Origin of the sequence: Clostridioides sp. ZZV14-6154 (assembly GCF_020657785.1) — a bacterium.
In the GTDB taxonomy this organism is placed as follows: Bacteria; Bacillota; Clostridia; order Peptostreptococcales; family Peptostreptococcaceae; genus Clostridioides.
This window is the reverse complement of the sequence record NZ_JAGWCY010000003.1, coordinates 233,111-258,469: the sequence shown is the minus strand read 5'-3', so window position 1 is coordinate 258,469 and position 25,359 is coordinate 233,111. Positions and strand designations below refer to the sequence as shown.

The 25,359-nt window shown below is 29.0% G+C and carries 34 protein-coding genes; 30 read left to right on the top strand and 4 right to left on the bottom strand.

All coding sequences use genetic code 11. From position 1 onward, the window contains the following. From KGF45_RS10550 to rlmD, 9 genes are all read left to right on the top strand, one after another. Positions 1 to 714, top strand: a complete 714-nt coding sequence (locus tag KGF45_RS10550; RefSeq protein ID WP_227830032.1) for a PHP domain-containing protein — start codon at positions 1 to 3, stop codon at positions 712 to 714. 52 nt (positions 715 to 766) lie between these two features. Further along, positions 767 to 1,624 carry an RNase adapter RapZ gene (gene rapZ, locus KGF45_RS10545; RefSeq protein ID WP_227830031.1) on the top strand — a complete coding sequence of 286 codons (858 nt, stop codon included), beginning with the start codon at positions 767 to 769 and terminating at the stop codon, positions 1,622 to 1,624. Between the two features lie 11 nt (positions 1,625 to 1,635). Then, positions 1,636 to 2,742 carry a gluconeogenesis factor YvcK family protein gene (locus tag KGF45_RS10540; RefSeq protein WP_227830030.1) on the top strand — a complete coding sequence of 369 codons (1,107 nt, stop codon included), beginning with the start codon at positions 1,636 to 1,638 and terminating at the stop codon, positions 2,740 to 2,742. Between the two features lie 68 nt (positions 2,743 to 2,810). Beyond that, the gene (locus tag KGF45_RS10535; protein WP_003416968.1) at positions 2,811 to 3,236 is read left to right on the top strand and encodes an NUDIX hydrolase; all 426 of its coding nucleotides are present in this window, start codon (positions 2,811 to 2,813) and stop codon (positions 3,234 to 3,236) included. Positions 3,237 to 3,252: 16 nt separating this feature from the next. Next, the gene (gene whiA, locus KGF45_RS10530) at positions 3,253 to 4,203 is read left to right on the top strand and encodes a DNA-binding protein WhiA (RefSeq protein WP_227842529.1); all 951 of its coding nucleotides are present in this window, start codon (positions 3,253 to 3,255) and stop codon (positions 4,201 to 4,203) included. A 153-nt stretch (positions 4,204 to 4,356) separates the two neighbouring features. Beyond that, positions 4,357 to 7,926: a DNA polymerase III subunit alpha gene (locus KGF45_RS10525; RefSeq protein WP_227830028.1), complete on the top strand. Its 3,570-nt coding sequence runs from the start codon at positions 4,357 to 4,359 to the stop codon at positions 7,924 to 7,926. A gap of 208 nt (positions 7,927 to 8,134) precedes the next feature. Further along, on the top strand, positions 8,135 to 9,094 hold the full coding sequence (gene pfkA / locus KGF45_RS10520; RefSeq protein WP_227830027.1) for a 6-phosphofructokinase: 960 nt from the start codon (positions 8,135 to 8,137) through the stop codon (positions 9,092 to 9,094). 51 nt (positions 9,095 to 9,145) lie between these two features. Next, positions 9,146 to 10,906, top strand: coding sequence for a pyruvate kinase (gene pyk / locus KGF45_RS10515; RefSeq protein ID WP_227830026.1), 1,761 nt, complete (start codon positions 9,146 to 9,148; stop codon positions 10,904 to 10,906). A 174-nt stretch (positions 10,907 to 11,080) separates the two neighbouring features. Then, positions 11,081 to 12,439 (top strand): 23S rRNA (uracil(1939)-C(5))-methyltransferase RlmD, encoded by a 1,359-nt coding sequence (gene rlmD, locus KGF45_RS10510; RefSeq protein ID WP_227830025.1) that lies wholly within the window; start codon positions 11,081 to 11,083, stop codon positions 12,437 to 12,439. An 82-nt stretch (positions 12,440 to 12,521) separates the two neighbouring features. Here the strand turns inward: rlmD and KGF45_RS10505 are convergent, their stop codons facing one another. From KGF45_RS10505 to KGF45_RS10495, 3 genes are all read right to left on the bottom strand, one after another. Beyond that, the gene (locus KGF45_RS10505; RefSeq protein WP_227842528.1) at positions 12,522 to 13,652 is read right to left on the bottom strand and encodes a site-specific integrase; all 1,131 of its coding nucleotides are present in this window, start codon (positions 13,650 to 13,652) and stop codon (positions 12,522 to 12,524) included. A 140-nt stretch (positions 13,653 to 13,792) separates the two neighbouring features. After that, positions 13,793 to 14,008: a hypothetical protein gene (locus tag KGF45_RS10500; RefSeq protein WP_227842527.1), complete on the bottom strand. Its 216-nt coding sequence runs from the start codon at positions 14,006 to 14,008 to the stop codon at positions 13,793 to 13,795. A gap of 49 nt (positions 14,009 to 14,057) precedes the next feature. Beyond that, positions 14,058 to 14,279, bottom strand: coding sequence for a helix-turn-helix domain-containing protein (locus KGF45_RS10495; protein ID WP_227842526.1), 222 nt, complete (start codon positions 14,277 to 14,279; stop codon positions 14,058 to 14,060). Positions 14,280 to 14,546: 267 nt separating this feature from the next. On the opposite strand from KGF45_RS10495, the gene KGF45_RS20120 reads away from it, so the two are divergent. After that, positions 14,547 to 14,669: a hypothetical protein gene (locus KGF45_RS20120; RefSeq protein ID WP_255647237.1), complete on the top strand. Its 123-nt coding sequence runs from the start codon at positions 14,547 to 14,549 to the stop codon at positions 14,667 to 14,669. Positions 14,670 to 14,860: 191 nt separating this feature from the next. Here KGF45_RS20120 and KGF45_RS10490 read toward each other — a convergent pair whose 3' ends face one another. Next, positions 14,861 to 15,211: a helix-turn-helix domain-containing protein gene (locus KGF45_RS10490; RefSeq protein WP_227842525.1), complete on the bottom strand. Its 351-nt coding sequence runs from the start codon at positions 15,209 to 15,211 to the stop codon at positions 14,861 to 14,863. A 155-nt stretch (positions 15,212 to 15,366) separates the two neighbouring features. Here KGF45_RS10490 and KGF45_RS10485 point away from each other — a divergent pair, with 155 nt between their 5' ends. The 20 genes from KGF45_RS10485 (at position 15,367) to KGF45_RS10395 (ending at position 25,187) form a co-directional block, all read left to right on the top strand. Then, positions 15,367 to 15,597 (top strand): helix-turn-helix transcriptional regulator, encoded by a 231-nt coding sequence (locus KGF45_RS10485; protein ID WP_222150206.1) that lies wholly within the window; start codon positions 15,367 to 15,369, stop codon positions 15,595 to 15,597. A gap of 146 nt (positions 15,598 to 15,743) precedes the next feature. After that, positions 15,744 to 16,196: a helix-turn-helix domain-containing protein gene (locus KGF45_RS10480; protein ID WP_227842524.1), complete on the top strand. Its 453-nt coding sequence runs from the start codon at positions 15,744 to 15,746 to the stop codon at positions 16,194 to 16,196. A 28-nt stretch (positions 16,197 to 16,224) separates the two neighbouring features. Beyond that, on the top strand, positions 16,225 to 16,968 hold the full coding sequence (locus KGF45_RS10475; protein ID WP_227842523.1) for a phage antirepressor KilAC domain-containing protein: 744 nt from the start codon (positions 16,225 to 16,227) through the stop codon (positions 16,966 to 16,968). 49 nt (positions 16,969 to 17,017) lie between these two features. Then, a complete protein-coding gene (locus tag KGF45_RS10470; protein ID WP_227842522.1) occupies positions 17,018 to 17,374 on the top strand; it encodes a hypothetical protein in 357 nt (118 codons plus the stop codon). Positions 17,375 to 17,507: 133 nt separating this feature from the next. Next, positions 17,508 to 17,735, top strand: coding sequence for a hypothetical protein (locus KGF45_RS10465; protein ID WP_227842521.1), 228 nt, complete (start codon positions 17,508 to 17,510; stop codon positions 17,733 to 17,735). A 97-nt stretch (positions 17,736 to 17,832) separates the two neighbouring features. Further along, positions 17,833 to 18,150 carry a hypothetical protein gene (locus tag KGF45_RS10460; protein ID WP_227842520.1) on the top strand — a complete coding sequence of 106 codons (318 nt, stop codon included), beginning with the start codon at positions 17,833 to 17,835 and terminating at the stop codon, positions 18,148 to 18,150. An 81-nt stretch (positions 18,151 to 18,231) separates the two neighbouring features. Continuing rightward, positions 18,232 to 18,507 carry a hypothetical protein gene (locus KGF45_RS10455; RefSeq protein ID WP_227842519.1) on the top strand — a complete coding sequence of 92 codons (276 nt, stop codon included), beginning with the start codon at positions 18,232 to 18,234 and terminating at the stop codon, positions 18,505 to 18,507. Continuing rightward, positions 18,500 to 19,402 (top strand): phage recombination protein Bet, encoded by a 903-nt coding sequence (gene bet / locus KGF45_RS10450; protein ID WP_227842518.1) that lies wholly within the window; start codon positions 18,500 to 18,502, stop codon positions 19,400 to 19,402. Before KGF45_RS10455 ends, bet begins: the two co-directional genes overlap by 8 nt. Before the next feature lie 14 nt (positions 19,403 to 19,416). Beyond that, the gene (locus KGF45_RS10445; protein ID WP_227842517.1) at positions 19,417 to 20,346 is read left to right on the top strand and encodes a DnaD domain protein; all 930 of its coding nucleotides are present in this window, start codon (positions 19,417 to 19,419) and stop codon (positions 20,344 to 20,346) included. A 57-nt stretch (positions 20,347 to 20,403) separates the two neighbouring features. Continuing rightward, positions 20,404 to 20,568, top strand: coding sequence for a resolvase (locus tag KGF45_RS10440; RefSeq protein ID WP_227842516.1), 165 nt, complete (start codon positions 20,404 to 20,406; stop codon positions 20,566 to 20,568). Between the two features lie 31 nt (positions 20,569 to 20,599). After that, positions 20,600 to 20,842, top strand: coding sequence for a hypothetical protein (locus KGF45_RS10435; protein ID WP_227842515.1), 243 nt, complete (start codon positions 20,600 to 20,602; stop codon positions 20,840 to 20,842). Positions 20,843 to 20,856: 14 nt separating this feature from the next. Then, a complete protein-coding gene (locus KGF45_RS10430) occupies positions 20,857 to 21,117 on the top strand; it encodes a hypothetical protein (RefSeq protein WP_227842514.1) in 261 nt (86 codons plus the stop codon). Between the two features lie 8 nt (positions 21,118 to 21,125). Then, the gene (locus KGF45_RS20115) at positions 21,126 to 21,260 is read left to right on the top strand and encodes a hypothetical protein (RefSeq protein WP_021362347.1); all 135 of its coding nucleotides are present in this window, start codon (positions 21,126 to 21,128) and stop codon (positions 21,258 to 21,260) included. Continuing rightward, positions 21,244 to 21,579 (top strand): hypothetical protein, encoded by a 336-nt coding sequence (locus KGF45_RS10425; protein ID WP_227842513.1) that lies wholly within the window; start codon positions 21,244 to 21,246, stop codon positions 21,577 to 21,579. Before KGF45_RS20115 ends, KGF45_RS10425 begins: the two co-directional genes overlap by 17 nt. 108 nt (positions 21,580 to 21,687) lie before the next feature. Then, complete coding sequence (locus KGF45_RS10420) at positions 21,688 to 21,927, top strand: hypothetical protein (RefSeq protein ID WP_227842512.1); 240 nt, start codon at positions 21,688 to 21,690, stop codon at positions 21,925 to 21,927. A 50-nt stretch (positions 21,928 to 21,977) separates the two neighbouring features. Beyond that, positions 21,978 to 22,247, top strand: a complete 270-nt coding sequence (locus KGF45_RS10415) for a hypothetical protein (protein ID WP_227842511.1) — start codon at positions 21,978 to 21,980, stop codon at positions 22,245 to 22,247. Positions 22,248 to 22,273: 26 nt separating this feature from the next. Next, positions 22,274 to 22,693 (top strand): DUF1064 domain-containing protein, encoded by a 420-nt coding sequence (locus tag KGF45_RS10410; RefSeq protein WP_227842510.1) that lies wholly within the window; start codon positions 22,274 to 22,276, stop codon positions 22,691 to 22,693. A gap of 84 nt (positions 22,694 to 22,777) precedes the next feature. Next, the gene (locus KGF45_RS10405; protein WP_227842509.1) at positions 22,778 to 23,599 is read left to right on the top strand and encodes an ORF6C domain-containing protein; all 822 of its coding nucleotides are present in this window, start codon (positions 22,778 to 22,780) and stop codon (positions 23,597 to 23,599) included. A gap of 152 nt (positions 23,600 to 23,751) precedes the next feature. Then, positions 23,752 to 24,258, top strand: a complete 507-nt coding sequence (locus tag KGF45_RS10400) for a hypothetical protein (RefSeq protein ID WP_227842508.1) — start codon at positions 23,752 to 23,754, stop codon at positions 24,256 to 24,258. Positions 24,259 to 24,836: 578 nt separating this feature from the next. Then, entirely contained in the window at positions 24,837 to 25,187 is a 351-nt protein-coding gene (locus tag KGF45_RS10395) for a hypothetical protein (RefSeq protein WP_227842507.1), read from the top strand. Positions 25,188 to 25,359 lie beyond the last annotated feature (172 nt).

The window sequence follows — 25,359 nt, the reverse complement described above, 5'->3', positions numbered from 1 at the left end:
ATGAAGATATTGGCTGATTATCATACACATACATTATATAGTCATGGTAAGGGAACTATTGAAGATAATGTAAAGGTGGCCATTGCTAAAGGGATAAAGACAATAGGAATATCAGACCATAGTTATAAGCATATTGCATATGGTGTAAAGACGAAAGATATTCATAAAATGAGAGAAGACGTAAATTCTTTGAATGATAAATATAGTGATATAAATATACTTTTGGGTATGGAGTGTAACATATTAGATGATAAAGGTAATATAGACATGGATGACAAATTTATAAAAGAACTTGACTATATCATGGCTGGATACCATTTTGGTTCTACTCCTACATCATTTGGAAGTTTATTAAATCATTGTAATAATTATATTTTTAAAACTGAAAAAGCAAAAGAGTATAATACAAAAGCTGTAATAAATGCTATGAATAATAATGATATTTTTGTAATTACACATCCTGGTGATAAAGGTGATGTATATATAGAAGAAGTAGCAAAGGTAGCAAAAAAGACAGATACGAGGCTTGAAATAAATAGTAGCCATTCTTTTTTAAATGTAAAACAAATAAACGAAATAAAAGAAATAGGAAATAAATTTATAATAGGGTCAGATGCACATTGCCCAGAAAGAGTGGGTGATTTTAAACGAGCTATGAAAGCTGTATATGATTCAAATATGGATATATCATTAGTAGAAAATATTATAGTGTAATAAACAAAAGATAAAAGTGTAATAGACTGAAGATAAAAAGGAGGAGTTAGCAATGAAATTTGTTATAGTTACAGGTCTTTCAGGGTCTGGAAAAAGTGAAACAATGAGAGCTTTAGAGGATATGGGATTTTATTGTGTAGATAATCTACCTCCTGCTTTGATAACTAAATTTGCAGAATTATGTTATCAACCAAACTCAAGTATTGATAAAGTTGCTTTAGGTATAGATATAAGAGGAAGAAAGTTTTTTGAAGCTCTTCATGAGAGTTTAAACTACTTGGAAAAAGAAAATTATGAATATGAAATGGTGTATTTAGATTGTAATGATGATGTATTGTTAAAGAGATATAAAATGACAAGGAGAAATCACCCATTGGCGAAAGACATGCAAATTCCAGAAGGTATAAAAATGGAAAGAAAAATAATGGAGCCTTTAAAGGGATTTTCTACATGCATAATTGACACAACTAATATGAAACCGAAAGACCTTAAGGAAGAAATAAAGAAAATATACTCTTCTGGTGAAGAGAATCCTAATCTAACTATATCTGTAGTATCTTTTGGATTTAAACATGGTATACTTGCTGACGCAGATTTAGTATTCGATGTAAGATTTCTTCCTAATCCATATTATATTGAAGAATTGAGATCTAAAACTGGTGACGATAAAGAAGTCAGAGATTATGTCATGAATTCTAAAATTAGTGAAGAATTTTATGTGAAGCTTTTAGATATGATTCATTTCTTAGTACCTCAATATATAGAAGAAGGAAAACAACATCTAGTAATTGGTGTTGGATGTACAGGTGGAAGACATAGGTCAGTTACTATAACAAATCTTATAGCGGAGGATTTATCTAATAAAGGATATAGAGTTGTAAAAAAACACAGAGACTCTATGTTACGATAATGGAGGCAAACATGGCTAAATTACTTATTATTGTAGGAATTTTAGGTTGGATTGCATTAATTGTATCGTTATTTATATATAAGAAAGCAAAAAATGAAAAAGTAAGGTTATTTCAGAGGTCTGTTATCGAAAATAGAGACCCCAATGTAGTAGTAATAGGTGGAGGAACTGGTCAATCAGTGTTTCTGAGGGGGCTTAAACACTCTACACAGAATATAACTGCGATTGTTACTGTTGCTGATGATGGTGGAGGTTCAGGAGTATTAAGAGAAGACTTAGGAATGCTTCCACCAGGAGATATAAGAAATTGCCTATTAGCACTTGCAAATATAGAACCAACTATGAATGAAGTTATGCAATATAGGTTTACAGAAGGACTTTTAAAAGGTCAAAGTTTTGGAAATCTATTTTTAGCTGCTATGAATGGATTATATGGAAACTTTGAAAAAGCTGTGTATAAATTAAGTGAGATTTTTGCTATAACAGGTAGGGTTTTGCCAGTAACACTAGAAGATGTAAACTTAGTTGCTAAATTAAAAAATGGTGAAATAGTAAATGGTGAATCTAGTATACCTGAAGAATCAAAGAATCAAAAAAGTTCTATTGATGAAATTTTCTTAAATCCTAAAGATGTTAAACCATTAGGAGATGTTATTGCATCTATTTATGATGCTGATATTATAATTATGGGTCCTGGAAGTTTATATACGAGTATAATACCAAATCTACTTGTAGATGGTGTTGTAGACGCCATTAAAGCCTCTTTAGCACCAAAAGTGTATATATCAAATATAATGACTCAGCCAGGGGAAACAGAAGGATATAATGTATTAGAACATGTTAATGCGATAATAAAGCATACTGACAATAATTTGATAGATTATGTGATAGCAAATAACGAAATATTGCCAGAAGGAATGCTTGATTTATATAAACAAGATGGAGCAGAACAGGTTTTACTAGATAAAAAACAAAAAGATAAGTTAAAAGAGATGGGTATAAAAACTGTAGAAAAAAATTTGATTGAAATAAAAAATAATTATATAAGACATGATGCAAAATATATATCTAACATAGTTATTGAGTTAGCCCTAAGTCATAATTACAACAAAAGTTAGTAAAAAAGGATTTTAAAAAAAAGTGTAGAAATCCTTATCATTATGTTAGTTTTAAGGAGTGAACATCGATGAGAGAAGAGGTTAGTGCTGGTGGTGTAGTCCTGTTTGGCAATACAATTCTTTTACTAAGGAAGTTCAATGGAGATTGGGTGCTACCCAAAGGAAAAGTAGAAGAAGGGGAAAATAACCAAGAGGCAGCGTTACGTGAAGTAAGTGAAGAAACTGGAGTAAAAGCAGATATATTGAAATATTTAGGTGAAATACATTATACATTCAAAGAAAACTGGGATGAAAATAGAGCAGTTCATAAAACAGTTTTTTGGTACTTAATGCAAGCGAAAAATATGGATACTATTCCACAAAAAGAGGAAGGCTTTATTGATGCTAAATTTATCCATCTAGATAGAGTGGTAGACCTAGCTAGGTATGATGATGAAAAGGAGATAATAAAGGTTGCCTTACAAGAAATAAAAAAAAGGTTAAAGAAAAATTAGTTAATGGGTGATATATATGTCTTTTTCAACTGAAACCAAAAATGAACTAGCGAGAATTGTATCTGAGAATGAATGTTGTAATATAGCTGAACTGTCAGCTCTAGTTAAATCAGGGGGAAGTATACAAATTGTTGGATATAAAAAACTAAATTTAAAAATAACAACAGAATTAAACTCAATAGCCCGTAAAGTCTTTAAGTTATTAAAAAAGAATTTCAGCATAAATACTACAATTTCTGTAAATAAAAATCAAATGTTAAAGAGAAATAATAGTTATGTGTTAATGGTAACAAGTGAAATGGGTTCAGAAATGTTATTAAAAAAGTTAGGTGTATTGGAAGAAAAAGAGGGATTTTTTACTATAAATAGAGTTCCAGAAAGTTTAGTTAAACATGATGGATGTAAAAGAGCCTTTATAAGAGGAGCTTTTCTTGGTGCAGGTTCTATAAGTGACCCAGAAAAAAACTATCATATGGAATTTGTAACTAACAATGAGGATTTTGCAGATTCATTAAAAGAACTTATAAATTCTTTATGCTTTAATAGTAAAATTGTGGCTAGAAAAAATAACTATGTTGTTTATCTTAAAGAGAGTGAACAAATATCAGATTTGTTAAGTATTATAGGAGGACACCACGCTCTTTTAAGTCTCCAAAATACTAAAATAGTAAAAGAAATGAGAAACAATGTAAACAGAATAGTAAATTGCGAGACAGCTAACCTTTCTAAAACAGTAAATGCAGCCGTAAGACAAGTAGAAAATATTAGACTAATACAAGAAACTATAGGGATTAGTAGCTTACCAGAAAATTTACAAGAAATAGCCAAGATTAGAATTGAGTATGAAGATATGACTCTCAAGGAACTTGGAGAGATGTTAGACCCGCCAATAGGAAAATCTGGTGTCAATCATAGACTTAGAAAAATAGAAGAAATCGCAACAGACTTGAAAAAAAAATCATTATAATAAATTTGAGGGGACAATCTCAAAATAAGAATTAATTTCAACATATAGGGCTATAGGTGGAAGTTAATTCCTATTTTGAGATAAAAGTCTCTGTTTTTGTTTTAAGACGTGTATTTGTGGTAAAATTAAATTTATAAAACAGGAGGTGATTTAATGGAAAAAGATTTTGCTCATCTTCATGTACATACTGAGTATAGTTTACTTGATGGATTTTCGAGGGTGAAAAAACTTATAAAAAGAGCTAAAGAATTAAATATGAGTTCAATTGCTATTACTGACCATGGCTGTATGTTTGGTGTTATAGATTTTTATAAAACAGCTATAGAAGAAGGAATAAAACCAATTATAGGGTGTGAAGTTTATACAGCTGCGCGTGGATTAAGAGATAAAGACCCTAATTATGATAAATATCAAGGACATTTAGTTTTATTAGCTAAGAATATGGAAGGCTATAAAAATTTGATAAAAATAGTCTCGACTTCATATGTAGAAGGCTTTTACTATAAGCCTAGAGTCGATATGGAAGAACTTAGAAAGCATTGTGAAGGGATTATAGCACTTTCTGCATGTCTTGCAGGAGATGTTGCACGTGCTTTGATGAATAGAAATTATGAAAAAGCAAAAAAGTTTGCCATTGATTACAGAGATATATTTGGTGAAGAAAATTTCTTCTTAGAAATTCAAGACCATAATTTACCAGAACAGAGAGAAGTGAATTCTGGTTTGGTGAAATTATCCAAAGAACTTGGTATTCCATTAGTTGCTACTAATGATGTCCACTATGTAAATAAAGAGGATTCAAAAATACATGATGTTCTTATGTGTATTCAAATGGGTAAAACAGTAAATGACCCAAATAGAATGAGATTTGGAAGTGATGAGTTTTATCTGAAATCAAGAGAAGAGATGGAAGAATTATTCCCATATGCACTAGAGGCTATTGATAATACTGTAAAAATAGCTGATATGTGTAATGTAGAGTTTGATTTTAATACTATACATCTTCCTAAATACGATGTACCAGATGGATATACACCAGAAACTTATTTAAGAGAATTGTGTTTTAATGGATTAAAAGAGAGATATGATAATCCTGATAGTGAGATACTAGATAGATTAAATTATGAATTAGATGTAATTGAAAAAATGGGTTATGTGGAATACTTTTTAATAGTTTGGGACTTTATAAATTTTTCTAAAGAAAATAATATTATAGTAGGACCAGGTAGAGGTAGTGCGGCAGGTTCAATAGTAGCATATACACTTAAGATAACTGATATAGACCCAATAAAATATTCTCTCCTATTTGAACGTTTTCTAAATCCAGAACGTATATCTATGCCAGATATAGATATAGATTTTTGCTATGAAAGAAGAGAAGAAGTTATAGACTATGTAAAGCGAAAATATGGTGATGACCATGTTGCACAAATAATAACTTTTGGAACAATGGGTGCAAAAGCTGCAATAAGAGATGTCGGAAGAGTATTAGATATAGGCTACAATAAGGTTGATAAGATAGCCAAAGAAATACCATTTGCTTTAGGAATGACGATAGATAAGGCATTAGATACAAATCCAAACCTTAAGGATTTATATGACCAAGACCCTGAAACAAAAGAGATAATCAATATATCAAAGCAAATAGAGGGAATGTTAAGACATGCTTCCACTCATGCAGCAGGAGTTGTTATATCCAAAAATCCTGTAGACGAGTATGTACCTCTATACAAGCATCAAGATGCAATCACAACTCAATTTACTATGACAACACTTGAAGAACTTGGTCTTTTAAAGATGGACTTTCTTGGATTAAGAACACTTACAGTTATAAGAGATGCACTTGATTTAATAGAAAAGAATAGAACAATAAAAAATTATACTGAAAATATAGATTTTTCAAAGATGGACTATGATGATCCAAAAGTATATGAAATGCTTTCATCTGGAAATACTTTAGGAGTATTCCAGTTAGAAAGTGCTGGTATGAGAAGTTTTATGAAACAGCTGAAGCCAGATAATTTTGAAGATATTGTAGCGGGTATATCTCTATTTAGACCAGGTCCTATGGACTCTATACCAGCATATATAAAAAATAAAAGTAATCCAAAAGATGTAACATACTTACATGAGAAATTAAAACCAATAATGGAAGTTACATATGGATGTTTGGTATATCAAGAACAAGTTATGCAAGTTGTTAGAGATTTAGGTGGATATAGTTATGGTCGTAGTGACTTGGTTAGAAGAGCCATGAGTAAGAAAAAAATGGATGTAATGGAAGAAGAAAGACAATATTTTATTCATGGGAAATTTGATGAAGATGGTAACATAGAAATTGCAGGATGTGTTAGAAATGGTGTAGAAGAGGAAATAGCCAATAAAATATTTGATGATATGATAGATTTTGCTCGTTATGCATTTAATAAATCACATGCAGCTGCATATGGAGTTTTAGCATATGAGACAGCTTATTTAAAAACATATTATCCTGTTGAGTTTATGGCAGCTTTAATAACTAGTGTTATGGGAAATACTGATAAGGTAGTTGAATATATAAGAGAATGTAAAGCATTAGATATAGATGTGTTGCCACCAGACATAAATAAAAGTTTTTCAAAATTCTCGGTTGAAGGTGACAACATAAGGTTTGGCCTGGCTGCTGTAAAAAATGTTGGTGTGAATATAATAAACAATATAATTGATGAAAGAGAGTCTAATGGATTATTTATAGACTTAGTTGATTTAGTTAAGAGATTAGACCAAAAAGATACAAATAAGAGAGTAATAGAAAGTTTAATAAAATGTGGAGCTTTTGATAATATAAGTGAAAATAGAGCTAGTTTGATGGCTGGTTATGAAACTTTACTAGAAAGTGTATCTATGGACAGAAAGAAAAATGTTCAAGGTCAAATTTCATTATTTGATGCTTTTGGAGATAGTGAAGAAGATAGCGACTTTCAACAAATATATAATCTACCTAAAAGACCAGAATATGAAGAAAGAGAGAGACTTAATCTTGAAAAAGAAGTTCTGGGAATGTATGTAAGTGGGCATCCTTTATCGCAATTTGAAAAAGAATTACAAGAAAAAACATCTATAGATAATGGAAAGTTAAATTCATTAAAAGAGGATGAAGAGTCATATATACAAATGAATGAAACAGATGCAATAATGGGTGGGATGATTGTAAATAAAACGATAAAAACCACAAAAAGAAATGAAATTATGGCATTTATTGAGTTGGAAGATTTATATGGTGCAATAGAAATAATAGTTTTTCCTCAGTTATTACAAAAATATAATGTTATTTTGAATGAAGACAATATAATTTATGTAAAAGGAACATTAAGTATAAAAGAAGGCGAAAATGCAAAACTTATAGCTAGAGAAATAAAAGATATAAAAGACAATACTGATTTTGAAGCTAAAAAATATAATTCAGTAAGAACTAAAAATGTACAAAATGTTAAATTAGAAAGTGGTAAAAAACTGTATTTAAAAATAGATAGTATGTCTGATACAGATACAACTTACAGTATTATAGAAATAGCAAAGCAATATCCAGGTAATGACAGTATATACTTATATCCTATGGATGAAAATATAAATGGTAAGCGCAAAGCATATAAAATGACAGGAGTATCGACTTTTATATGTGATGAATTTGTAAACAATTTAGAAAGATTACTTCCTAAGGATAACATAAAGATAAAAGCTTAATTTTTTGGATAAAAATCTAAATATATTATAATAATATGAAAAATATTGTCCGTTTTGTGATATAATATCACAAAATGGACATTTAAGGACATTTAATTTTTTTAGTCTTGATGGGATTGAAAAATGATATAGGGACGAAAAAAGTCCATTAAGATATGATAAGAATGATTATAATAAAAATTTGACATAAAATCCAAGGAGGTAAAAAATGAAAACTATAGGATTACTAACAAGTGGAGGAGATGCTCCAGGAATGAATGCTGCAATTAGAGCGGTTGTAAGGTCAGCAATATATTATGGATGCAAAGTATATGGAATCAATAGAGGATATAAGGGATTATTAGAAGAAGATTTAACTGAAATGAACTTATCTTCTGTTGGAGATATTATACACAGAGGAGGAACTATATTAAAATCTTCTAGATGTGAAGAATTCAAAACAGAAGAAGGTAGATTAAAGGCAGTAAAAATTCTTAAAAAGTATAAAATTGACTGCTTAGTTGTAATTGGAGGAGACGGTTCATTTACAGGAGCTCAAAAACTTAGTGACTTAGGATTTCCAGCTATAGGTATACCAGGAACTATAGATAATGACTTAGCGTATACAGATTATACTATAGGATTTGACACTGCAATGAATACTATTATAGATGCTATAGGTAAAATAAGAGATACATCATCATCTCATGAAAGAGTTAATATAGTAGAAGTTATGGGAAGACACTGTGGAGATTTAGCTTTATATGCAGGTCTTGCAGGGGGAGCTGAAACTATAATAGTACCAGAAGTAGAGATTAAAGTAGATGAAGTTGCTTTAAGATTAAAGACTACTCAAAAAAGAGGTAAGAGACACAGTATAATCGTGTTGGCAGAAGGAGTTGGAAGTGCTAGCGATTTAGAGAAGGAGCTTAAAAAGGAATCAGGAGCAGACTTAAGAGTAACTGTATTAGGTCATGTTCAAAGAGGAGGAAGCCCAACTGTATTTGATAGAATACTAGCAAGCAGACTTGGTGTAAGAGCTGTAGAATTATTACTAGATGGAAAGTCGGCTAGAGTTGTCGGAATAAAAGAAAACAAAATAATTGACTTAGAAATAAGTGAAGCTTTATCTCAAAAGAAAGTTTTTGATAAAGAAGCTTATGAAATGGCAAAAATATTATCTATATAAATTTTAGTATTTAAAATAAATCTGTGAAATAATATTTCAGGAGGAGCAAATATGTTAAATAATGTAAAGAAAACAAAAATTGTTTGTACGCTAGGGCCAGCGTCACAAAGTGAAGAAGTTTTAACTCAACTTATGCAAAATGGTCTTAATGTGTGCAGATTTAACTTTTCCCATGGTTCACATGAAGAACACAAGGAAAGAATAGATATGGCAAAAAAAGTTAGAGAAAAACTAAATAAACCAGTTGCTATATTATTAGATACTAAAGGTCCAGAAATTAGAACAGGTAATTTTGCAGACCCAGAGGTATCTTTAGAAGAAGGACAAAAATTTACTATAACTATGAAAGATGTTGTAGGAACTAAAGAAATATGTACAGTAAGTTATAAAGGTCTTGCTGAAGATGTTAAAGTAGGAGATTCTATACTAATAGATGATGGTTTAGTTGGTTTAAGAGTAAAAGAAATAAAAGGTGAAGATATAATATGTATCGTTGAAAATTCTGGAATAGTAAAAAATCATAAAGGAGTAAATGTGCCTGGTGTAAAAATAAATTTACCAGCAATAACTCCTAAAGATATAAGCGACATAGAATTTGGAATAAGTCAAGGTATAGACTATATAGCTGCTTCATTTGTAAGAAAAGCATCGGATGTACTAGCAATAAGAGAAATCTTAGAGAATAACAATGCAACTGATATACAAATTATATCTAAGATAGAAAATCAAGAAGGTGTAGAAAACTTAGATGAAATATTAAAAGTCTCTGATGGTATAATGGTAGCTAGAGGTGATTTAGGTGTTGAAATACCTACTGAAGAAATGCCAATAGTTCAGAAAATGATGATAAAAAAATGTAATGAATTAGCAAAACCAGTTGTAACTGCTACACAAATGCTTGATTCTATGATAAGAAATCCAAGACCAACAAGAGCAGAAGTTACAGACGTAGCTAATGCTATATATGATGGAACAGATGCAATAATGTTATCTGGAGAAACTGCTGCTGGGAAATATCCTGTAGAAGCTGTAAAGATGATGGCTACAATAGCAAAAAGAACAGAAGAAACTTTGGATTATGATAGATTGTTAAAGGAAAATGGTACTAATAATGTTACAGTAACAGATGCAATAAGTCATGCTACTTGTACAACAGCTGTAGATTTAAATGCATCAGCTATAATAACATCTACTTCTTCAGGTTATACTGCTAGAATGGTGTCTAAATTTAGACCAAAATCTCCAATAATAGCTACTACAAATAATGAAAAAACTATGAATAAACTAGCTCTTACATGGGGAGTTTATCCAGTTAAATCTTCTGTTGCAGGAAATACAGATGAAGTTATAGAAAAGGCAATAGAAGCAGCTAGACAAGCGGATTATATAGATAATGGAGAACTAGTAGTTATAACTGCTGGAGTACCAGTAGGAGTGAGCGGAACTACTAACTTAATAAAAGTTCATGTAATAAGTGAAGAAATTGTTCAAGGGATAGGTGTAGGTAATCAAACAGTAGAAGGTAAAGTTCGTATAATAAAAAATGGAGATACTTGTGTAGACTTCAATAAAGGAGATATATTAGTTTCTACAACTACTGATGCTGAAATGAACAATTATATAGAAAAAGCAGGAGCTGTAGTAACTGAAAATGGTGGAATGACATCGCATACAGCTATTGTAGGAATAAATTTAGATATACCAGTTGTTGTGTCTGCAAATGATATAACTAATCTAGTAACAGATGGAGAAGTTGTAACAGTAGATGCATCAAGAGGTGTAATATATAGAGGTTCAACTAGAGTTTTATAAGAAAATAATAAATTTATTTTGTCAAGGGGCTTTATAAGCTCCTTTTTTTTTGGTAAAATAAAATATTGTAGCTTAGTAAAAAATATAGTTTAGTTAATAGCACGATTTTAATATAAATTTAAAGAAAAAAATTTGTAAGGGTTTAAATTTAATATGGTGATTGGAGGGTGATTTATGCTTTCAAAAAACGAGATGTATATTGTAGATATAGTAGACATTGGACAAGGTGGAGTAGGCGTTGGAAAGTACAATGGTATTACAGTTTTTGTAGAGGGCGGATTAATACAAGATAAAGTTAAAGTTAAAATTAATAAGGTCAAGAAAAATTATGCAGTAGGAGACATTGTTGAAATAATAGAGAAGTCTCCATTTAGAGTAAAAAGAGTGTGTAGTGACAATCTTAAGGATTGTGGAGGGTGCCAAATACAAGATTTAGACTATAATAAACAACTTGAAATGAAAACAAATGAAGTTAAACAAGTACTTACAAGAATAGGTAAGTTGGATGATGTGATAGTTCATGATACTATAGGCATGGAGAAGCCATATAGATATAGAAATAAAGCTCAATTTCCAATACAAAAGAACAATGGAGTTCCTATTATTGGTTTTTATAAAAAGAAGACTCACGATGTAATATCGACAGAAAAATGCGTAATACAACATGAACTAAATGATAAAATTGTTAAGATAATAAAAACATATATAAGAGCTTATAAGGTAAGCATATATGATGAAAAGGCTCAGACTGGAGTAATTAGACATTTGGTGACAAAAATTGGATTTACGACTAAAGAAGTAATGGTTGTATTAGTTGCTCATGGAAATAGACTTCCATATCTTAAAGAATTAGCTTCAGTATTAGAGGAAAATATACCTGGATTTAAGACTTTAGTTGTAAATATAAATGAAAAAAATACGAATGCCATTCTTGGAAAAGAGAATATAGTTGTGTATGGAGATGGTAAAATAAATGATTATATAGGAGATTTAGTATTTGAGATTTCTCCATTATCATTTTTCCAAGTAAATCCTATGCAAACTAAGGTATTATATGATAAAGCTCTTGGATATGCAGATTTAAAGGATACTGATACTGTTTTTGATATTTATTGTGGTATAGGTACAATATCTTTATTTTTAGCACAAAAGGCTAAAAAAGTTTATGGAATAGAAATTATAGAAGATGCTATAAAAGATGCTAAAGTAAATGCTAGGTTAAACAATATACATAATGCTGAATTTTATGTGGGTAAGGCAGAAGAGGTTGTCCCTAAGATGTATAGTGAGGGTAAGGCTGCTAATGTTGTAGTTGTAGACCCACCTAGAAAGGGTTGTGACGAAAAGGTTTTAGAGACAATTGTTTCAATGAATCCTGAGAGAATTGTTTATGTTTCTTGTAATCCTTCTACTTTAGCAAGGGATTTAGATTATCTAAATATGCATGGATTTAAATGTATTGAGGCACAGCCTGTAGATATGTTCCCTCATTCTACACATGTGGAAACTGTAGCTAAGATAATCAAGCAATAGCAACATTTATATAGATTAATATATTGATAATATATTGTATTTGCCACCGATTTGCCACCGTAAGGCGTTTTCGGTGGCAAATTTAATCTACAATATTATCAAAAATCTCTACAGTCTCATTTTTCATTTTATCAGTTACATGTGAATAAGTGTCCATTGTAGTTGATATTCTATTGTGCCCAAGTCGTTTTTGTATATCTTTTATATTAGCACCATTTTCTAATAACATTGTAGCATGTGTATGTCTTAAACTATGAAAATTAAAATCTATTTCAAGTTCATAATTTATAACTCTACTTAAATATTTTATACTATTAGCTGTTATATGTTCCCCGTTATCTTTAGTACATACCCAATTTGAATCAATATACCATTCTCCTAATTTTAATTTCATTTCTTTGTTAAATTTTTTGCGTTCCTTTAGTATCTTAACTAATTTATCACCAATATGTATAATTCTTTGAGAACTTGCAGTTTTTGGAGTGCCAAGTTCAAATTGCCCTTTTCCTTTATCTATTAGAGTATGCCTAACATTTATAATTTTATTCTCTAAGTCTATATCATCCCATCTTAGTGCTGTAACTTCTCCAACTCTCATACCAGTATAAAATCCGATTTGTAAAGGGATATAAAAATTAGATTCTTTAGGAAATCTATTTAATATTTTATTGTAGTCTTCTATACTTATTATTTTTAAATTTTCCTTTTCTTTTATTTGTTTCATTTTCGGTATTTTAACATACTGCATAGGGTTTTCTTTTATATATTTATATGGATAGACAGCAGATTTTAAAGAAGTACTTAGTACAGTATAAAAATTATTAATTGAGTTTTTACTAAACCCATCCCTATATTTAGTATTTATAAATTTTTGCAAAATTGTTGGAGTTATCGTTTTTAATTTATAAATACCGAGCTTAGGCTTTATATGGTTTTCAATTGTTTGTTTATAATATTGTTGTGTATTATATTTACAATTTAACATTACATATTCTTTATACCAAAAGTCTAAGTAGTCTGATAAACTTATGTTACTTTCATCAAATACTATACCAGAGTTCTCATATTCATTTATAGCATCGCGGAGCGATTTTTCAGCTTCTTTTTTTGTTTTACCACCAACTCTTTCTATCTTTTTTCTTTTGCCATCAACAGTACCTAAATCAAAGTAGTAATACCATTTCTCACCACGTTTTCTTACTCCACCTTTCATGAAATTTCTCCTCTCAAAAGATTTTTATATAATTATATAATAGCATATATAAGTTTAAATAAAATTAAGAGCAAATAAAAAACTATTAAAAAAAGAGTTTTACCCCTATAATTAATAGCTTTTTTTAGATACATAGGTATTTAGTGTTTTTTATTTCGTGATTCCAGTACTTTTTCTGCCAAATAAACAACTATTTTTTCATACTCAATATCAGTTTCTAAAGAAAAGTCAACAATAGCAGGTATCGTCATATCTCCTGCATATTTATTATCTAACCAATTTTCAATTAATTCCAATTCTTCTTTGTTTAATTCAAGTTTTTTATTTTTACTAAAACTTAGTCTCAATTTGTTCACCTCAAATAATATTATATATCAGAAGTAGTATTTGATAGAAGTATTCGAATTATTTATGCAATTTTCTTTTTTTTATATATTCATCAGTAAAATAATTTACTAAATATTTTTCTTCCAATCCTAAAGCTATTTCTAATTCAATAAGAATAGGGATAGTTAAATCTTTATCCTCATTGTTTTCTAACCTAGAAATTTGACTTCTATGGCAACCAACTCTTTTTGCTAACTCTACTTGTGTCAATTTCTTCTTTTTTCGTAATTCTTTTAACATATATTCAACCTACCTTTTAGATAATTTTATATATGTTATTTTGTGTAATTTCTTGTAATAAATGTGCAATATTCGCACAATTTTTGTTGGAAATTTGTGCTAGAATGTAGTTAAGAAATAACTTTATCTAGATAAAGTAAATATAAGAAAAGTAATTTTAAAAGACAGTTTTAATTTATTCGGTTTTCAATTAAGTTTTAAAAAAGGGAAGATTCTAACTATTTTAGAGAACGTAAGTTCTTATTTAGGGCGAAAAGGGGTGATAATATGCAAAATGATAGAGAAAGACTTGTTGCTATTATAAGAAAATTAAAGGAAGAATATAAATATGATTATGAAAGTTTTATGAAAATAGTAATATATTTATATATAGAATTAAAAGAGAAATAAGTATATATATTTTTATTAGTTATAATAAAAGTAATAAGGTGTGCACATTAAGAATGATTTAAATGACATTTGGGAGCTAATTTATATAAACAATATTATATACATTTTAATTTTTTCAAAGGTATATAATATTGTTTATTAACTTATTATATTGAGCATTATAAAATTAATAAGCATAAATAAAAATATTTTTATTTATGCTTATTAATTAGAGCATCAAGTATTTTTATAACAGTTTCTCTATCATCTTTATCTAGTTCATATATCATATCAACCAACACTTCTACTTCCTCATCTATTTCATTTGAACTTGAGTTATTTTTATTGGGATAATTAGTTTTATCTTTTATGTTGTTATCAAGTAAAAAATCTATAGAAACATTAAAGTATTCAGCGATTTTTTTTAGAACTTCAAAATCAGGCTTTCTTTTATTTGATTCATATAAAGATAAAGCTGGTCTGGAAATACATAAACTTTCGGCAAATTCTTCTTGAGTCATATTTTTTTCTAATCTAAGACTTTTGATTTTTTCTCCTAACATAATGCACCTCCTTTGAATTTATTATACTCTACAAAATGTAACATTTCAATTTTAGTAACAAAGTGTAACTAAAATTTCGAAAAACTCTTGACAGTTACAATGTGTAACATTATAATGTAAATATAAGATGTTACATAATGAAACGAGGTGAAAAGATGAATGATATAAAAAGACATAAATTATATGAATTAAGACACAAGCTTGGAATAACACAAAAAAATGTAGCTGAAAACGCAAAAATAAGCAGGTCTTCCTATTCTTTGATTGAATCTGGTAGAAGAAATCCAAGTGTAACAGTAGCAATAAATATTTCAAAAGCATTAAATGTTTCACTAGAAGATGCTTTCCCAGATGAAATTTTTTTTGGGAAAAATGTTGCGATATGAAACTAAAGATGAAAGCATAATTAATGAATACAATATCTAAATTTATTTGAAATTATTACACTTTATAAATAAGAGTAACTAAATGTCACAATAATTAAGTATTTTTAGTTATAGGTTAATTATAATACGAAATGGAGGAAAACTAAATGTCATATGAGTACCAAAATATTTATCAAAAAGCAAGAGAAAATACCAATTTAACACAAGAAAAAGCATCTGAACAATTAGGTATATCTGTAGAAAGTTTGAGAGCATATGAAAATGATAAAAGAATGCCACCAACTACAATAGTTTCGAAAATGACAGAAATTTATAACAATCAATTTCTAGGATATCAGCACTTAAAATCTAGTATAGGTAATGAACTAATTGATTTACCAAATGTAAAACTTAAACCAATTTCTAGCGCAGCTCTAAAGCTATACATAGCAATAAGAAATTATCTAAAGTTGGAAGATGAGTTTATAGGAATAGTTGAAGATGATGTGATAGAAAAAGATGAGGAAGAAATTTGGAATATTGTAACAGGAAATATAGATAATTTATATGAAGCTGTACTAGGTTTAAAATTTGCAACTAAAGTAAGTAACATTGAATAACACTAAAAATACTGAAAGGAAGATTGCCATGAATGAACTTATAAAAGTTGAAATAAATGAAAATCAAGAACCTATAGTAAATGCTAGAGAATTACATGAATTTTTAGAAGTGAATTCCAATTATACAACTTGGTTTAAAAGAATGTGTGAATATGGATTTACAATAAATGAAGACTTTATTCCAATTTTGGAAGAAAGTACTGGAGGACGACCAAGTGAAAATCATGTTATTAAATTAGATATGGCAAAAGAAATAGCTATGATACAGCGTAATGAAAAAGGAAAACAAGCTAGAAAGTATTTTCTACAAATTGAAAAAGACTGGAATAGTCCCGAAAAAGTTATGGCTAGAGCATTAATTGTAGCAAATAAAACAATAGAAAAGAAAAGTAGAGAAATAGAAGAAAAAGATAAGGTAATTCAGTTACAGCAACCAAAAGTACTTTTTGCTGATTCGGTAGCATCTTCTGACAATTCAATCCTAGTTGGAGAATTAGCAAAATTGCTTAGACAAAATGGAATTGATACAGGGCAAAATAGATTATTTGACTGGTTAAGAAATAATGGTTACTTAATAAAACGTAAAGGCGAGGATTACAATACACCAACTCAAAAAAGTGTAGATTTAGGAGTTATAGAAACAAAAGAAGGTACAAGAGTACATCCAGATGGTCATACAAGTATTACTAAAACACCTAAGATTACTGGTAAGGGACAAATATACTTTATTAATAAGTTTAAAAAGAACAATCAAATATCAATGTTAGGTTAGAGCTTTGAAAACTAAATACAGAATATTCTTAAAATGGTGGTGATTTAATATGGAAAATTTAAATATTGGAGAACTTTTTAATGAAAGTATAAAAACAATAATATTACAAGAAGTAAAAAATGCAAAGAAAGAAATAGAGAAAAAAACAGATAAAGAAAAAATAGTTATATTGATGCAAAGAGGGTATCCAAACGAATTAATACCAAAAGAGAAAGTTAGAAAAAGGTTAAATATAGGTAATGAAACATTGAAAGATTTAATTGATTTAGACTTAATTCCAGTAATACGAAATAAAAGAGCTACAAAAGTAGCGAGCTACGATTTAGATGATTTTATAGAACAAAACAAAGGAAAAGATTTAAGCGAGGTAATAGAAGAAGCTAAAAGTAGAAGGGAGGTGATTTAATTGACTCTAAGATGGTTTCTAAGATTTTGCAAAAAACATAAGAAAGTGCCTACACCACGATTTTATGCAGAGTGTGTAGCTTATATGGAAGAATGTAAGCAAAGAAGATTTGAACTTTAGGGAGGAATTAATAATGAATAGTTCAGTAGATAAATTTGATTTAGATAGAATCAAAGCAGGAAATGCAGTAAAAGTAAATTGCAAAAGATTTGGTTTTGAAATTGATTGTATAGTAGTAGTAGCAACAGAGGAGGAGTTAAATTTAGCATACTATGATAAAGAAAGAGCTTGTATGGAGTATCAAGCATTAATAACAGAAGATATTCAAGATGGTGATTATGAGATTAAAATTTTATCTTAGGAGGAAATAAAATGGCAGCTTTAATAATAGTAGGTTTATTTGCAATATGTTTAGTAGGATTAGTTAAAAATAGAGATTAAATTAAGGGGGATTAATTATGGAAAGTTTAATTATAGTGAGAAATGCAGTAGAGCAACAACTAAATAGAGCTAATTTAGAAATAAATAAAAATGAGGAACTTTATACAAAACTTAGAAAAAAAGAAGAAAGAAATATATCAGATGGAATAGAGCTAAGTAATGCTTTAAGAGAAAAAAGTGTAAACGAAAGATTAAAAATATTTGCTGAGTCATTACTAAAAATTATAGATACACAAATTGAAATAAAAGAGTATGAGGAAAGTGAAGATTACAAGATATTTCAATTAATTTCAGAAGAACTTGAAAGAGATAGACCTATAGATGTTCAGATATAAGAAAAGAGCCTAGGGTGAGGCTCTAATCAAAAAACAAAAAATAAATTTAATAATTATATATTATAGCATAAGGGGGAAGAAATGAAAACTAGAAATGAAATAATTAAGGATTTAGAAGATAGATTATTCATGTTAAAGTTTACTAGATTTGAAGGAATCGAAGCAGAGCAAGCTTTAGGAAGTATTGCAGGACTAGAATATTGTATAAAAAGGCATAAAGAAAATTGGACAATAGAGCAGTTTAAAAAAGATTTAGAAAAACAAAAATCAGATGGATTATATGGAGACTATATAGATGGATGGGAAGGTGTTTTAAAAAGAAATATAAGGGAGATGGAGGGGTTAGAAAATGAATAACAAGGCTTTAGAATTAGCAACATGTACTTTAGAATCGGGTCAAATACTTGATTATACAACAGTAAAGAATTATTTAGTAAGTGGTAACGGAAATGTAACCGACCAAGAAGTTCTAATGTTTATAGAATTATGTAAGGCTCAAAAGTTAAATCCATTTATAAAAGAAGCATATCTAATAAAGTTTGGTAATTCACCAGCAAATATAGTAGTTGGTAAAGATGTATTTGTAAAAAGAGCAAATAAAAATCCCAACTTTGAAGGTATGAAAGCAGGAATAGTAACTGTAAATAAAAATGGAGAAGTATTTGAAAGGGAGGGCAGTTTAAAGCTACCACAAGAAGAACTAATCGGTGGATGGTGTGAAGTATCAGTTCGAGGTATGAGGTTTCCTACAAAGTCTGTAGTGTCTTTAGAAGAGTATTCAAAGAGCCAAGCTACTTGGAAACAAATGCCTTGTGTAATGATAAGAAAATGTGCAATTGTTACAGCTTTAAGAGAAGCATTTCCAGAGGATTTACAAGGATTATATGATAGTGCAGAAATAAAGACTGTACCCGATAAATTACCTCAAAAGCCTATTGAAATAGGTAAGGCAAGTCCATCACAAAAACAAGGAATACTTAAGTTAGCATCAATGAAAGGTTTGTATGATTATGAGAATAAAAAAGATACATCAAAGTTAGAAGAATTTTGTGAGAGTAATGGATTTGATTTAAAAGAACTAAAATTTGAAGAAGTAGATGAATTAATTGAATTACTAAGTGAATATGAACCAAAAGATGATTTTATAGATGCTGAGTTTGAAGAGGTGAAAGAGGATGAAGTTGAAATAAAAGAAGAAGTTGAAAATATAGATTACCAAATAAGTATGGAAGAATCTATAAATGTTGATTAAGTAGGTGAGACACCTTGAAAGAAGATAAGTCAGTTTTAGAGAAATTAAATATATTAAGTGGTGGATATGGTCTTATGCCAAGAATAATAGCAAGAGATAGGTGGTTGACAGTTGGTGCTAGAATGCTGTATTCATATCTAACTAGTTTTGCAGGGAATGATGGAACATGTTTTCCATCTAGAGATTTAATTTGTTATGAACTAGATATATCAAAAGACACATTTACAAAGTACAAAAAAGAGCTAGAAATGAGTGGTTATATAAGGATTCATAAGAATAAATCCAAACAAGGTAAGATGCAAAACAATATATATGAAATAGTATTTGATAGAACCTATATAGAAGAATGTATTTCTAAGAGAGGTTTAAAAGAAGAGAAAAAGAAGAAAAAGCCATGTCCTAAAAAGCAAGACACGGAACCATATCCTAAAAATGTAGACATGGAACCATGTCCTACTTTTCCGGACACGACTCAGCCGGACACGGAAAATATGGACACTAATAGTAACAGTATTAATAGTAACAGTATTAATAATATGTATATAGGAAAGCAACCTGTGGATAACTTTTTAAAAGAATTTAAGAAGCTCTATGAAGAAAATATAGGAGTAATATATCCAGTTACAGCTGAATGGTTATTAGAAGTATCTAATGAAGTAGATATAAGAGTATTTAAAAGAGCTATAGAGATATGTGCTGAAAAGATGAATATGAATCTAGCATACTTAAAAGGAATCCTTAAAAAATGGAAGGATGCAAATATAACTACATATGAGCAACTAGAATCATATAGATTGCAACATGAAAATAAGAAAACTAAAAAAGTAACTAATAACCAGTTGAGCAAGAATAAGTTTGCCAACTTTGAACAAACATTTACTAAGTATTCAGAGGATGAACTAGATAACATAATTAAGAAAAGTCAAGATGCTAAGTTCAAATAAAATTAAACTTCTAGGAAGTAATATATTGATATTTACTTCCTAGAAAGGGGGTACAAAATGGGTAAAATATATGCACAAAAAAATGGGTCTTTAAATGATGCAGATAGATTAGAAATAGCAAGATTACTTATAAAAGCAGGTTATACAGTAAGACTCGATAAAGAGAAGGAAAACAATAAGAGTATTAGCTGTGTAGAGTATTTTGTAAAAGAAGAAGTATAAAGAGTCTAGTTGAAATATAGGAGGTCCGAAAGTGAAATGTGAATGTGATAATGGAAGTTTTGAGATAAATGATACAAGAACTGAAGAAGTAACGTTCGAGAGTACAGAAATAGACAATCCGTTTGAGAGAGTAAAGTATGAAGGTAAAGCTACTTTTGAAATAGTATCTGGATGGGAGTATCTACAAAGAGAAATGTTGTGGCTTAAGATATTGCATTTATCAGCAGGTGTAGCAAAATCAATGAGATATAAAATTTTAGGTATTTTAAAATAAGGGAGAGATTTAACATGGCTAAAGTTTGGATGGATATAGATACTTTCTTTAATAAAGTTGAGAAAGCAAACAAAATAAAACATGGTGAAAAGTTAAGAAAAAAATTAACAAGTTGTAAAAGAATAAGAATAGCAAATATCAATACAGGAGAAGTTAGAGAGTTTGAAAGTGCTATAAAAGCAAGTGAATTTGTAAAGCATAGTAGCGACTTTCCTAGCTACTTAGCTAGAACTAAAAAAGTATCTAGGGATGGGTGGAAAGCTGAATATATTTAGGAGGAATAATGGAAGTTTCAAGGACTGAATATACAATCAAAAGAGCAAAAGAGTTGTATGACAATGGAGAGGATATATTTATTGCTATAGATAAGGCTAGAGAAGAATATGAGGAGATGATTAAAAGTGAATATCTTAGCTAGTGTGATATTAGTAATAGGAAGTTTTATAGCTGGCAGGGTTTATGAGTATAGATTGAATTTAAATGAAAATGATGAAATTGATTCAAAGTTACTTTTAGATGTTTTTAATGAAATCAGTGTGTTAAGAGAAGAAAATAAAAGTCTTAAAGAAAAGTTACAAGAGAAAGAGTTACTATTCATCAATAGATTAATAGATTTTTTACATGATAAAAAGGTATGCGAATGTTGTATTTATGACTGTAAGATTGATGATATTGAATATGATTGTGAAGATGGTATTAAAAAGTGGCTTGATAGCGAAAAACTTATATTTGAATAGAAGAAATATCTAATTAAAACAGTTTAGAGAGTTGCAAAATGTCTTTTAGTATAAATTATTGTTGAAGTGTTTTGTGACTCTCAAAAATGAAATAAAGGAGTATTTAAAATGAAAAAATATAAAATTAAGTTTGAGGAAAAAGTGACTTTAGAACATGAAGTTATAGTTGAAATTCCAAACGAAATAAATATAAATGATATTTGTAACTGTATAGAACAAAAGTGTCAAAGAATATATGATATAGCAGATTATATAAGAGAATTTAATGGGAGACAAATAGATTTTACAGAAGATACTTGTGGAGAGACTGAAATGTTAGTTGAATCCTATATAAATTATAAGGAGTGATTTCATGAAACGAAGAAGATGCAGTTGGTGTGGCAAACTATTTTATATTGATGAAAAATCTAAGGAGATTTATTGTTGTAAGGAATGCAGGAAGAAAGCTAATAGGGCTAGGAGCAAAGATGATGACTAAATTCCAAAAAGCAGTTTTTCAAATGGTGAAGCAAGAGGAAAAAGAAAACTTATGGCAAGGATATGAGAATTGTAGAGTAGGTAGAAGTATACCAAGTTCCATAAGAAGATATGTAAAAGGATTTAAGAAGCTTGGATATAGCATATATGAGGTTTATGAATTTATAAATGATATTAATAAGTATAAGTAATTTTAAAAGATAAAAGGAGAATTTGATTGAGCAAATACAATAATAAGAAAACTATAATAGATGGAATTAAATTTGATAGCAAAGATGAAGCAGAATACTATTTATACCTTAAAGACAAGAAAGCCAAAGGAGAAATTAAAGATTTTGGATTGCAACAGAAATTTGAATTACAACCAAAATTTAAGAAGTTTGGAGTTTCTGAAAGAGCTATTACATATACAGTTGACTTTGCGATATATAAATGGAATGGAGAAGTTGAATATATAGATGTAAAAGGGTTTGGAACTCAGCAAGGAGAGATAAAAAGAAAGATATTTGATTATAACTTTCCTGAAAAATTGACATGGGTTTCTAGGAGTAAGAAATATGGTGTAGATGGTTGGATAGAGTATAAAGAATTGAATAAGAAAAAAGAGACGCAAAAAAGAATAAGAAGTAAATACTGAAGCTTACAAGATGTACTTAGTTTTTCATAAAAATGTGAAAAAGCTAAATAAAGAATATATCAAATGATAAAGGAGAGATAGACTATGAATGAAAACGTAAATAAAGAAATAACAGTACTTGGAACTTTAGAAATCGAGGGAATGAAATTCCATGACATTGAGGGTGGATTTGGAAAAGGTAAGAAAGCAATGCTAGTAAAGGATATAGCTGAAATACATAAAAGAGAATTATTCAAAATTAATGAGTTAATTAACAATAATATAAAGAGATTTAAAACAAATATAGACATTATAGATTTAAAGGCTAATCCTTCAAAAGGATTAGGTTACGAGGATGTTGGATATAGTAAACAATCTTTTAATCAGTCAAGAAATATTTACTTGTTATCTGAAAGAGGTTATTCAAAACTACTAAAGATATTGGAAGATGATATAGCTTGGGAACAATACGAGAAAATAGTTGATGTATATTTCTCTATGAGAAAAGAGTTAAATAATCCTCTTTTAAGTGCATCAAAAGAGTTACAAGCTATATTTATGCTAGATAAGAAACAAGAAGTCTTAGAAACTAAAATAGAGAGTGTCAATGAAAAATTAGAGAATTTTATGGATGATGCACCACTTTTTAACGTTGAGTGTGAGTGTATTGTAAAAGAAGTTAAGAGAGTTGCAACAAAATCGCTTGGTGGACATGGAAGTAAGGCTTATAAAAATAAATCTTTAAGAGGTAAAGTATACAGTGATATATACCATCAGATTAAACGAGAGTTTGGAGTAGATAGTTATAAGGCTATAAAGCGTTGTCAGTTAGATAAAGTATTAGAGATTGTAAACAATTATAAGTTACCTATAGTGTTTGAAGAAGAAATAAGACTTTTGAATAGTCAATTATCAATAGTGAGTTAAGACAGGAATAGACTTTTCCGTTTTAAAGGGGAAAACCTTCAATAGGTAAATTGAAAGAAAAAAGGAGTGCTTTCACACTCCACTTGTCAAAAATATAAAACTGTCATCATCAATAATATTATAACACAAATAATTGATAGGAGTGTGTGAGTATGTCTAAAACTAAAAAAGAGTTTTTTAATGCAACTAAGAAACAACTTTCTAATTATAAACAATTAAGTGCAAATATAATAAAATTGAAAAATGAAATACAAATGTTGAAAAATAATTCGGTTGGAGATTTAATGAAAGGGATAAGTTATGATAGTGTCAAAACAGGAAAAACAAACAAAACTAGTAACATAATTGAGGATGCTATTGTTAATGTATCAGACTTAATAACAGAAAAAGAAATAGAGTTATATGAAGCAGAAATAATTAAATCTACAATAGATTTAGCCATAAGAAATTTAAAACCTATACACAAGCAAATTATAACTTATAAATATATTGAAGGCTTAGAATGGAGTTTGATAGTTGATAAGGTGTATTTAGAAGAAAGACAACTAAGAGAGAGAGCTAATCAAGCTATAAATTCAATATCAATAGCACTGTTTGGGAAGAAAGCGTTAATAGAGCAAGAACCTCTTTTTGAATTGTTAGATTACAAACTAAGTTAAGTTATTGATTCTAATTGCCGAAAATGTGCCGTTTTTTTAATTTTAGACATGAGATAATAGTATTGTGGAAATGAAAAAATTTCCCTCTCAAAACTTAATATTTGGCTAGGGTTAAGGGATTGCCCTAGCCACTATTCAATAATAGAGAAAGTAATAATATATTTGCGAATATGTTATAGATAAAAAAGGATGCCAAAATTGCACGCTCTATTATTATAAAGGGCTTAGATGTCAGCGACAAAAAGTCTTTTATGTGAACAGACTAGGCAGGGCGTGAGGACGCTGTTAGTTCAATTCTAACTATGTTCAAATATTAATCAACGGATACACTAAAAGTAGAGAAATTGAGGGCAAAATTTTATATTTTGTATCTTAATTCAGAAGTCTAAAAATCGGGTGGGGCTTGGTAACCTCACTCACCATGCAAGTGCAGGTGTTTAATCTAAGTTCGATTCTTAGAACTTGCGACATAATATATGTATCTCCCATTAAAAAGGCTTAGATTAACTTCTAAGTCTTTTATATTTTAAAGGTTAGGTTTGTGGTAAAATGTACTAAATGAATTAGGAGTGATAATTATGAAGAAAAATATATTAGGAGCATTGCTACCATTATTAACAATGATTATAATATTTGTTCTATCATTTGAAAATATAATAACTAATAATTTAGGATTAAGTGAGATGGATATAAAAGGAATCCTTATTTCGGGTGTAGTATTGTATATACCAGTTACATTTTTAGTCAATGGTATAATATGTGCTAAAAAGCAAATAAATTGGAAAATTCCAGCTTTAATATCACTTTTAGGTTCAGTTGCTATCATGATGTATCTAAGATTTGATAGTACTGAAATGGCGTTGTATTTATCATATTATTTTATGTCATATTGTATTGGATATTGGATAACTAGTGCAATGAAAAAATAGACTAAAAGGTCATCTTTATAGATGGTATTTTGTATGGTAAACATAAGATTAACATTAACATGTTATAGTTATTTGGGGTAAGAAATAAAAAATCCCTAAACAATATCACCATATGTTAGATGTAATTCATACCCCATTCATCTGAACTAAATCTAACATTCTTAACTAATAA

Coding starts and splice junctions, on each gene's coding strand:
- KGF45_RS10550 (WP_227830032.1), top strand. CDS start 1: ATGAAGATATTGGCTGATTATCATACACATACATTATATAGTCATGGT.
- rapZ (WP_227830031.1), top strand. CDS start 767: ATGAAATTTGTTATAGTTACAGGTCTTTCAGGGTCTGGAAAAAGTGAA.
- KGF45_RS10540 (WP_227830030.1), top strand. CDS start 1,636: ATGGCTAAATTACTTATTATTGTAGGAATTTTAGGTTGGATTGCATTA.
- KGF45_RS10535 (WP_003416968.1), top strand. CDS start 2,811: ATGAGAGAAGAGGTTAGTGCTGGTGGTGTAGTCCTGTTTGGCAATACA.
- whiA (WP_227842529.1), top strand. CDS start 3,253: ATGTCTTTTTCAACTGAAACCAAAAATGAACTAGCGAGAATTGTATCT.
- KGF45_RS10525 (WP_227830028.1), top strand. CDS start 4,357: ATGGAAAAAGATTTTGCTCATCTTCATGTACATACTGAGTATAGTTTA.
- pfkA (WP_227830027.1), top strand. CDS start 8,135: ATGAAAACTATAGGATTACTAACAAGTGGAGGAGATGCTCCAGGAATG.
- pyk (WP_227830026.1), top strand. CDS start 9,146: ATGTTAAATAATGTAAAGAAAACAAAAATTGTTTGTACGCTAGGGCCA.
- rlmD (WP_227830025.1), top strand. CDS start 11,081: ATGCTTTCAAAAAACGAGATGTATATTGTAGATATAGTAGACATTGGA.
- KGF45_RS10505 (WP_227842528.1), bottom strand. CDS start 13,652: ATGAAAGGTGGAGTAAGAAAACGTGGTGAGAAATGGTATTACTACTTT.
- KGF45_RS10495 (WP_227842526.1), bottom strand. CDS start 14,279: ATGTTAAAAGAATTACGAAAAAAGAAGAAATTGACACAAGTAGAGTTA.
- KGF45_RS20120 (WP_255647237.1), top strand. CDS start 14,547: ATGCAAAATGATAGAGAAAGACTTGTTGCTATTATAAGAAAATTAAAG.
- KGF45_RS10490 (WP_227842525.1), bottom strand. CDS start 15,211: ATGTTAGGAGAAAAAATCAAAAGTCTTAGATTAGAAAAAAATATGACT.
- KGF45_RS10485 (WP_222150206.1), top strand. CDS start 15,367: ATGAATGATATAAAAAGACATAAATTATATGAATTAAGACACAAGCTT.
- KGF45_RS10480 (WP_227842524.1), top strand. CDS start 15,744: ATGTCATATGAGTACCAAAATATTTATCAAAAAGCAAGAGAAAATACC.
- KGF45_RS10475 (WP_227842523.1), top strand. CDS start 16,225: ATGAATGAACTTATAAAAGTTGAAATAAATGAAAATCAAGAACCTATA.
- KGF45_RS10470 (WP_227842522.1), top strand. CDS start 17,018: ATGGAAAATTTAAATATTGGAGAACTTTTTAATGAAAGTATAAAAACA.
- KGF45_RS10465 (WP_227842521.1), top strand. CDS start 17,508: ATGAATAGTTCAGTAGATAAATTTGATTTAGATAGAATCAAAGCAGGA.
- KGF45_RS10460 (WP_227842520.1), top strand. CDS start 17,833: ATGGAAAGTTTAATTATAGTGAGAAATGCAGTAGAGCAACAACTAAAT.
- KGF45_RS10455 (WP_227842519.1), top strand. CDS start 18,232: ATGAAAACTAGAAATGAAATAATTAAGGATTTAGAAGATAGATTATTC.
- bet (WP_227842518.1), top strand. CDS start 18,500: ATGAATAACAAGGCTTTAGAATTAGCAACATGTACTTTAGAATCGGGT.
- KGF45_RS10440 (WP_227842516.1), top strand. CDS start 20,404: ATGGGTAAAATATATGCACAAAAAAATGGGTCTTTAAATGATGCAGAT.
- KGF45_RS10430 (WP_227842514.1), top strand. CDS start 20,857: ATGGCTAAAGTTTGGATGGATATAGATACTTTCTTTAATAAAGTTGAG.
- KGF45_RS20115 (WP_021362347.1), top strand. CDS start 21,126: ATGGAAGTTTCAAGGACTGAATATACAATCAAAAGAGCAAAAGAGTTG.
- KGF45_RS10420 (WP_227842512.1), top strand. CDS start 21,688: ATGAAAAAATATAAAATTAAGTTTGAGGAAAAAGTGACTTTAGAACAT.
- KGF45_RS10415 (WP_227842511.1), top strand. CDS start 21,978: ATGAAAAATCTAAGGAGATTTATTGTTGTAAGGAATGCAGGAAGAAAG.
- KGF45_RS10405 (WP_227842509.1), top strand. CDS start 22,778: ATGAATGAAAACGTAAATAAAGAAATAACAGTACTTGGAACTTTAGAA.
- KGF45_RS10400 (WP_227842508.1), top strand. CDS start 23,752: ATGTCTAAAACTAAAAAAGAGTTTTTTAATGCAACTAAGAAACAACTT.
- KGF45_RS10395 (WP_227842507.1), top strand. CDS start 24,837: ATGAAGAAAAATATATTAGGAGCATTGCTACCATTATTAACAATGATT.